Raw genomic sequence first — 7,495 nt, 5'->3', positions numbered from 1 at the left:
AGAATAAATATAATTTGATAAATATTGATGATATTAACCAGTATAGTAGTAATTTATTTGAAAGTATGTATAAATTTTTTAGGCTAGTCTTTTAGACTAGCTTTTATTTTTAAAAAAATTAATACAACAATACAAATTTCTCTTTATTTTTGTACGTACATATTATATTAGCATAAATGCCTCTAATTGATGGCAATAATATATAGCACAAGAATGCAAACTTCATAGAAGAATATGGATTTCAAATAGAAGATATAAAAGATATACTACTAGACTTAAACAAAGAACACCACATAGGTGGTCCAGAAAACGACCATAATCAAAGATTAAAAGGAGATGTGTGGAAGTTCATATACGGATTTGAGCTAGATAAAGAGGATATCATTAATATATACATAAAAATCAGATACAATCCTCCAGAAGAATTAGTTTGTATATCATTTCATGAGGATGAATTATTTGAATAGGAGGTACTATATATGAATACAGAAAAAAAGAAAAGTATATTGTGAACATTGTAATGAAAAAGTAGAAGAACAAATTGGATTTGATACAGTACTCGAAAAAATACTAGAGTATATATCCAACAAAGATATCCAAAAGTTAGATAGTATGATAAGCACAATTGATAATATAAGCTGTAGGACTAAAACAATAGATTCAATTAAAAAGAAATGGAACAAAAACTTAGGGAAAAAAAGAGCTATAAAAAAAGTTCTTAATGATATAGTAGGTATTAGAATTGTAACAGATAATAATGTTGACAATATAATAGCTTATATTAAAGAAATAGCAACTAGTAAAAATTATAAAATAGAAAGTATAGATTTTAGAGAAACGCCTAAATCTAAGGATGATGGATATAGGGGTGTACATATATACTTTATGAATAACCCAAAGAGCTTTAGAATAGAAATACAAATATGGTCTAGAATAGATGCTATATTAAATTTCTATACTCATCAAAATATATACAAGACCAATGGAAATATATCTTATGCTTTAAGTCTTAGAGAGTGGATAGATAAGTTACCTCAAAGTCAAGGTCTTAAGTTTGAAAATTATATTTGGGAAATCATAAATAATCCATCAAAGTATAGAGAAAAACTAGCAGAAATATTGATTAAAAATATAGAAGATGATGAAAGCTTAGAAATGACTTTATTGAATCATTATATACATGTAGCAAATTTAGATATTCAAAGTTAATATGTACTAGATTTAATAAAACATTTACAAAATATACCTACGAATTGTGAAGGTATTGAAATTACATTTAGTGAATATATAATTAGAAGGGTTATAGAGGAGGTGGTATAAATGAGTATTATATGTCTATACGTAAGAAACATAGGTAGCCAAGGAACTTTAGTATCAGAAATGACTAGAGAGGAAGCTACTGATATAGTTAAAAAGTTTAAAGATACAGACTATCAAGTAGGAATATTATCAGCTAAAGACTTGAAGTCACTGTCTAAGGTATACGGTGAATTTGCACCATTTAAAGAAGTGGATAATATGTATATAGTTGATATCTTAGAAAAAAAGATACAAGACAAAATATTAGATAAAGAAAAAAGAACTAGCTTATTTGATTTAGCCAATAAAATAGTGAATAAGAATGGAATAACTAGTGTGAATTTTGATAAAGCAGTAAGTATAGATGAGTTAGAAATACTTTCTAAAATACCATATTCTCATATAGCTAAAATAGGAAGAGTCGATAAAATTAAAGGCAAAAGTTCAGAGGCTAGGAATAAGAAAGTAATAAACTTAAGAAAACTCTATAATACAGAGGATATTAGTAATATAACAGATATGAATGTTGCATGTAGAAAACAACTTAAACTAAATGGATGTGAGTACGCATTAGCTTCTTGGCTTAAAGAAGGAGAGCTAAAGGCAAAAAATATAAATACAAAAATATTTAATTTAGAAAAACTTAAATTATCAATAGATAAAATAAAAGAATTGACACTAAAAACTCAAGATGAGTTCCATACTGAATTAGTAGAGTTATTAGCACAATGTGGTATAGCACTTGTTTTAGTAGAAAAGTTTCCGAATACAAATGTAATCGGTGCAACGCAGTGGATAAACGAAGGAAAACAAGCAATAATACAATTAACACTAAAAGGAAAGAGAGCAGATTCATTTTGGTTTACATTAATGCATGAAATAGCACATATAGTAGAGCATGATAGCAAAGACTTTCATATGCAAGATGAAGACAAATTAATACTAGAAGATGAAGCTGATAATATAGCTAGAAATTGGTTAATACCAGATGATGAATATATGAAATTTAAATTAAAAGGACATACATCAATAACTAGCATAATTGATTTTTCTAAATCTATGAAAATACATCCGTGTATACTTATTGGAAGATTACAACATGATGGAGTTTTAAGTTGGTCCACATATAGTGGATATAAGCCAAAAATTAAAATAATATAAATTGCAATTTAAAGCTAGTCTAATGACTAGCTTTTATTTTTGTCCAAAATTCGATATAATTATAATATAAACTTTTAACCTAGGGAGAAAACAATGTTTACAGAAGAAAGCCTAGAAAATGTAGTCATAGAATACCTAACAGACATTGACTACACATATATAAATGGCAGCAACTTAACTAGAGATAACAAAGAAGTTCTTCTATTAGATAAACTAGAAGAATCTCTTATAAACATAAATAAAGAAATACCACAAAGCTCAATAAAAGAAGCAATAAGAAAAATACGTACCTTTGAAACCAATGACGTATTCACCAACAACAAACTATTCCACAAATACCTTACAGAAGGAGTAGAAGTAACAGACTTCATAAACGGAGAAACTGAATACAACACAGTTCGTGAAGAAGTAGATATTGAAGATGCCTACAAGCAACTAATGAACTACAAAGAAGTCCATATACCTTCACTATTTTACTACAACGCTTTTCTAGTAATAAGTGATGGAGTAAATACAAAAGCAGGTACAATAACTGCACCAATAGATAGATTTATGGCATGGAAAAAAGTTGAAGGAAATGAAGAAATCCTAGACTTATTCGCCATAGACTACAAAAACCTAGATACCTTAATCTACGGTATGAAAAAAGCCATAAACTCAGTAGTACACGCAGTACAAAATGATGGTAGAGCAGGGGTAGTGTGGCATACTCAAGGTAGTGGTAAAAGTTTTTCAATGACTTTCCTAGCAGGAAACTTAGTAAAACATAATGAACTAAACAACCCTACTATAATAGTAATAACAGATAGAAATGATTTAGACGGACAGCTATACGATACCTTTGGATCAGCTCACGAATTTTTAAGAGAATCTCTACCAAATTCAACTTATATAGCATTTACAGGAACACCTATAGAAACTACTGATAAATCAACATATGGAGTGTTTGGTGATTTAATAGATGTGTACGATATGACACAAGCAGTAGAAGATGGAGCAACTGTAAAAATCTATTATGAATCAAGACTAGCAAAAGTAAAACTTGATAAATACCAAATGGACTTAATAGATAATGAATACTACAACATGCAAGTACATGAAGGAGTAGAAGACTATATAGTAGAGCAAAGTCAAAAGCAAATGTCTCGTATGGAGCAAATAATCTGTGATGAAGATAGAATAAAACAAGTAGTCAAAGACATAATAGGACACTATGAAGATAGAGAAAACCTAGTAGCAGGAAAATCCATGATAGTTGCATATTCTCGATGCGCAGCCTACATGATGTATCAAGAATTAGTAGAACAAAGACCAGACTGGAAAAATAAAGTCAAAATGGTCATGACTACAAATAACCAAGATGCCGAAGAAATGGCAAAACTAATAGGAACAAAGAAAAATCAAAAAGAACGAGAAGAGGAATTTAGAGATTTAAACAGTGAGTTCAAAATAGTAATAGTAGTAGACATGTGGCTGACAGGATTTGACGTACCATCTCTAGACACCATGTATATAGACAAACCAATGAAAGCTCACAACCTAATGCAAGCAATAGCGCGTGTAAACAGAGTATACCCTGGTAAAAGTGGAGGACTAGTAGTTGACTATATAGGACTAAAAAAAGAATTATTTGAAGCACTAAAGACCTACACAAACAGAGACCAAGATAAAATACAAGAAAATGATGAAGCTAAATTAATAGCACTTGATATACTAGAAATACTAAGAAATGAATTCCATCAATTTAATTATGAAGAATTCTTTGGAGATAGTGATAAAGCAAGATACACACTAATAAGAGATGGAGCAGAGTTTGTCCAGTTTATAGAGCAAAGAAAAAACATCTTTATGGAACAAACCAAAAAACTAAAAGATGTATATAAAATATGTACAGCACTACTATCAAAAAGAACAAAAGATGAAATAGCATACTTCATGGCAGTAAGATCTTTCATTATGAAAACAACCAGAATAGGAACACCAGACCTAAAAGAAGTAAACGCTAGAATATCAAGAATGTTAGAAGAAGCTATAGTAGGAGACGAAGTAATAGTCCTAACAAGTGCAGGCTCACAAGAAACCTTTGACTTATTAAATGAAGAAAATATAAACAAACTAAAAGCCCTACCACAAAAGAATATAGCAGCAAACATACTAATGCGAGCTATGAAAGACAAAGTGGAACAAGTAAAACAGAAGAACATTATAGTAAGTAGAGCTTTCAGTGAAAAGCTACAAAAGATAATAGAGCAATACAACAACCGTAATGACGAAAAAGACGTATTTGAAATATTAGAAGCATTAATAGAGTTTAAGCATGAATTACTAGCAGCAATAGAATCAGGAGATGCAATAGATTTAACTTATGAAGAAAAAGCATTTTTTGATCTATTAACAGCAGATCCAGATATAATAGCTACTATGGAGGATGATATTTTAATAAAGATAGCAAAAGACCTTACAAAAACAGTTAAGGCAAATATGTGTCCAGCTTGGCATGAGAGAAAGCAAGCTCAAGCTAAGATGAGAATGCATATTAAGAAGCTATTAAAAAAGTATGATTATCCACCAAACAAAAGTGAAAAGGCTATAGAGGATGTAATGGAACAAGTTAAACTTCAATGTGTAGCAGGATTGTAGTTTCAAAGGGATATGATATAGAGTATAGATAAAAGTAAATATATTAACTATAAATTTCCAATGACCGATTAAGGAGGTTGAACAATTTGAGTGAAAAAACATTAGAATTCACTCAAAACCCCTTGATGTGACTTAGCTATAAACCTAAGAGGGAAACCTAGTTTCCATCAAAAAAACATAGTTGTGAAATATAGGGAAATTTATTATATTTCGCAACCTAAACTATAAAGAGGTGATCGTATGAAATGGAGTGAAGTAAGAAGTATGTACCCAAACTCTTTTGTGAAGTTTCAAGTTGTAGATTCACATATAGAAAATGACAAAGAAATAGTTGATGAAATATCTTTAATAAAAGTAATAAATGATGGAAAAGAAGCAATGAAAGAACATATGAAATGTAAACAAGGTCAGTATATATACAGTACATCAAAAGAAGTTTTAGAAATACAAATAGTAAAGTATATAGGAATAAGAGGTAAGATATAGATGGCTAATTTAGAATATAAACATGGATTACTTTATACTACATTAACCATAAAACATGAAGAAAAAGAAGTTGTTGTAAATGATGTGATAGTAGATACAGGGGCATCGCACTCTATAATATCGCCTATATTTCTTGAAATGTTAGATACCGAAATCGCGCTAGATGATGAAATTGTAAATGCTTATGGTCTAGGTGGTGGTATGTGTAGCTCATTAAGGAAAAGAATAGATAAAGTAAGCTGCAATGATATATACTTAACTGATTTTAAAATAGATTTTGGAGAGATAGATCCACAAGACAGAGTAAATGGATTATTAGGATTAGACTTTCTAAAAAAAGCAAATACAGTAATAGATTTAGAAACAAATGTAATTATTAAAAAGTAGTTAGCAACTGAGCCACTGCGTGTCTCAGAATTTCCCCCGGCAGATTGTGCGAAAATTAACTTTTGATGTTATAATTTTGAGCTAGATTACAAAATATATAATCTAGCTCAATTTTTAGTTTATATAAAATAGAACAAAGAGATGCTATTATCTCTTTAACCCCTAAGATATTTATTACTCTTTTTAAATTATATGCAAAAAAGGTAAGACTAACTTCACCCTTAACTTTTTCTGAATTTCTAAGAAGTAAATAAGTAAAATTCATACTTCTTTTTAATGTTCCAAAGGGGTGCTCTACTATAGATTTTTTTTGAGCATATTTAGTTTTATCTCTATTAATTCTATAAACCATATCATCTATAGTATAACTATGTTCATCTCTAGTTATACTTCTTCCTGACTTTGAGTTAGTACATTTGATTCTATTAATACATTCATTGCATGCACTAGGATTCATATGTTTTTTGATTTAGTATCAGCTTTCTTCATTTTTTAAAATAGTGTTTTTCCTTCTGGACAAGTGTATGTATCTGTTTCTTTGTTATATTTGAATTTGTTAGAAAAGTATCTGCTATCATCAATTTGATTTGAATATACAGGTTTAGAAACATAAGTAATTATATTTTCTAAGTCACACTTTGCTATATCATTACTATCAAAATATACTTTATCTGCTAATACTTCTAATTCTTTAACTTCATAAACTTGCTTAGCATTTTTTGACATACTATATAACTGACCTTGATCTGCTGAAAAATTACTTACTTCAAATGTCGTTATTAATTTATTCTTAGAATCCACAACCGCTTGGACATTATAACCTACGTCTGTTCCTTGATGTTCACCAAATTTAACAGTTTTAGCATCTTTATCAGTCAAATTAATTTCATTTTCTCTACTTTCATCCATTTGTTTTTCTAAATAAAGGTAATAGTCTAACTTTTTAGTTAGTTCCTTAATATTGCTTCTAGATAAGTTACATTTGTCTTCATATTTATCGTCTGCTTTATCTAATACACTGATTTCATGGAAGTATTCTTTAATCTTAGATTTTGAAAGCTCTTTCATTTTTGCTAACTTGTTTCTACTGTAATGTTTTCTTTTAGATGCAGATGCCTCTAATTTAGTTCCATCTATAGCTACTAATTCTTTTCCATATAGACCTAATTCTATGCAGTAGCTAAATAATGTATCATAAGTTAAAGTTTTTATTAAACCGAATCTTATTTAATGTTATAATTATTATTAGCTAAGTTAAAAATTAAAATTAAAATGATTTTAATTGTACGGAGGTGAAATTAGTGGCTGTATATTTAAATACAAACAAATGCTTGGAGAATTACAAAAGATTATTTAAGATAAGTAAATCAGATAGTTATGATGAACATTTAAACAAGTATAATGTGATAAATATAAGTTTTAATACAATTCCAGATAAAAATAAAACATATGATGAATATATAGGTTTAGTACAAAATGGAATAATAGATGATATTAAAAGTATGTACCCGACTTTAGATAT

The 7,495-nt window shown here is 28.8% G+C and carries 8 protein-coding genes and 1 pseudogene; 7 read left to right on the top strand and 2 right to left on the bottom strand.

Features of this window, described 5'->3' with window-relative positions:
• Positions 1 to 338: 338 nt before the first annotated feature.
• From ACRC03_RS05965 to ACRC03_RS05940, 6 genes are all read left to right on the top strand, one after another.
• On the top strand, positions 339 to 467 hold the full coding sequence (locus tag ACRC03_RS05965; protein WP_438651642.1) for a hypothetical protein: 129 nt from the start codon (positions 339 to 341) through the stop codon (positions 465 to 467).
• 145 nt (positions 468 to 612) lie between these two features.
• On the top strand, positions 613 to 1,209 hold the full coding sequence (locus ACRC03_RS05960; protein WP_438651641.1) for a hypothetical protein: 597 nt from the start codon (positions 613 to 615) through the stop codon (positions 1,207 to 1,209).
• A gap of 111 nt (positions 1,210 to 1,320) precedes the next feature.
• Complete coding sequence (locus tag ACRC03_RS05955) at positions 1,321 to 2,460, top strand: ImmA/IrrE family metallo-endopeptidase (protein ID WP_438651640.1); 1,140 nt, start codon at positions 1,321 to 1,323, stop codon at positions 2,458 to 2,460.
• 93 nt (positions 2,461 to 2,553) lie between these two features.
• Positions 2,554 to 5,100 (top strand): type I restriction endonuclease subunit R, encoded by a 2,547-nt coding sequence (locus tag ACRC03_RS05950; protein WP_438651639.1) that lies wholly within the window; start codon positions 2,554 to 2,556, stop codon positions 5,098 to 5,100.
• A 240-nt stretch (positions 5,101 to 5,340) separates the two neighbouring features.
• Positions 5,341 to 5,586 (top strand): hypothetical protein, encoded by a 246-nt coding sequence (locus tag ACRC03_RS05945; protein WP_438651638.1) that lies wholly within the window; start codon positions 5,341 to 5,343, stop codon positions 5,584 to 5,586.
• Entirely contained in the window at positions 5,587 to 5,973 is a 387-nt protein-coding gene (locus ACRC03_RS05940) for a retropepsin-like aspartic protease (RefSeq protein WP_438651637.1), read from the top strand.
• Positions 5,974 to 6,028: 55 nt separating this feature from the next.
• On the opposite strand, the gene ACRC03_RS05935 is transcribed toward ACRC03_RS05940, so the two are convergent.
• Together ACRC03_RS05935 and ACRC03_RS05930 are read right to left on the bottom strand one after the other, a co-directional pair.
• Positions 6,029 to 6,430 carry a transposase gene (locus tag ACRC03_RS05935; protein ID WP_438651636.1) on the bottom strand — a complete coding sequence of 134 codons (402 nt, stop codon included), beginning with the start codon at positions 6,428 to 6,430 and terminating at the stop codon, positions 6,029 to 6,031.
• A gap of 35 nt (positions 6,431 to 6,465) precedes the next feature.
• Positions 6,466 to 7,041, bottom strand: a complete 576-nt coding sequence (locus ACRC03_RS05930) for a hypothetical protein (RefSeq protein WP_438651635.1) — start codon at positions 7,039 to 7,041, stop codon at positions 6,466 to 6,468.
• Between the two features lie 233 nt (positions 7,042 to 7,274).
• On the opposite strand from ACRC03_RS05930, the pseudogene ACRC03_RS05925 reads away from it, so the two are divergent.
• Positions 7,275 to 7,495: pseudogene (locus ACRC03_RS05925) on the top strand (hypothetical protein); the annotation flags it as partial.

The sequence above is a fragment of the Romboutsia sp. genome, assembly GCF_051659545.1.
Classification (GTDB): domain Bacteria; phylum Bacillota; class Clostridia; order Peptostreptococcales; family Peptostreptococcaceae; genus JBOFOR01.
Note: the sequence above shows the minus strand (reverse complement) of the source record. Positions and strands in the feature narration are given on the sequence as shown.

Coding starts and splice junctions, on each gene's coding strand:
- ACRC03_RS05960 (WP_438651641.1), top strand. CDS start 613: ATGATAAGCACAATTGATAATATAAGCTGTAGGACTAAAACAATAGAT.
- ACRC03_RS05955 (WP_438651640.1), top strand. CDS start 1,321: ATGAGTATTATATGTCTATACGTAAGAAACATAGGTAGCCAAGGAACT.
- ACRC03_RS05950 (WP_438651639.1), top strand. CDS start 2,554: ATGTTTACAGAAGAAAGCCTAGAAAATGTAGTCATAGAATACCTAACA.
- ACRC03_RS05945 (WP_438651638.1), top strand. CDS start 5,341: ATGAAATGGAGTGAAGTAAGAAGTATGTACCCAAACTCTTTTGTGAAG.
- ACRC03_RS05940 (WP_438651637.1), top strand. CDS start 5,587: ATGGCTAATTTAGAATATAAACATGGATTACTTTATACTACATTAACC.
- ACRC03_RS05935 (WP_438651636.1), bottom strand. CDS start 6,430: ATGAATCCTAGTGCATGCAATGAATGTATTAATAGAATCAAATGTACT.
- ACRC03_RS05930 (WP_438651635.1), bottom strand. CDS start 7,041: ATGAAAGAGCTTTCAAAATCTAAGATTAAAGAATACTTCCATGAAATC.